This is a genomic window from Pseudoalteromonas sp. S2893, from assembly GCF_005887105.1.
Taxonomy (GTDB): domain Bacteria; phylum Pseudomonadota; class Gammaproteobacteria; order Enterobacterales; family Alteromonadaceae; genus Pseudoalteromonas; species Pseudoalteromonas atlantica.
The window spans coordinates 1-317 of sequence record NZ_PNCY01000138.1 but is presented as its reverse complement, the minus strand read 5'-3'; the positions used below and the strand labels follow the sequence as shown (position 1 = coordinate 317).

Here is a 317-nt window from a genome sequence, read left to right as displayed (position 1 = left end):
AGCCCCCTCAGCAGATGACGCTCTATATTCCTACACCACTTACAGCTCGCTGCCATCAAACATCGACTTAGCCACCGCTTGCCATCAGGTTATCGTGTCGTTCGCCGTAGCCTTCTTCAGGTTCTACTTTTTCATTTAATGTATCACCGGCTTGCTTGCCTTGGAGTGCATTTTCAAGCACTGGGATTAAGTAGCCTGTGCGAATAATAAAAACCAGTGGCTCTCCATCAAAAGATTTTTCATTGGTTATTGCACTCGTTATCCTGTTCTGAATAATGGATTTTTACTACTGTGTTTGGTGCATCGATAATAGTCAT

General features: G+C 43.5%; 1 pseudogene. It reads right to left on the bottom strand.

Annotation, left to right across the window (positions count from 1 at the left end):
• Window positions 1-42: 42 nt before the first annotated feature.
• Window positions 43-311: pseudogene (locus tag CWC04_RS20060) on the bottom strand (FKBP-type peptidyl-prolyl cis-trans isomerase); the annotation flags it as partial.
• Between the last annotated feature and the right edge of the window lie 6 nt (window positions 312-317).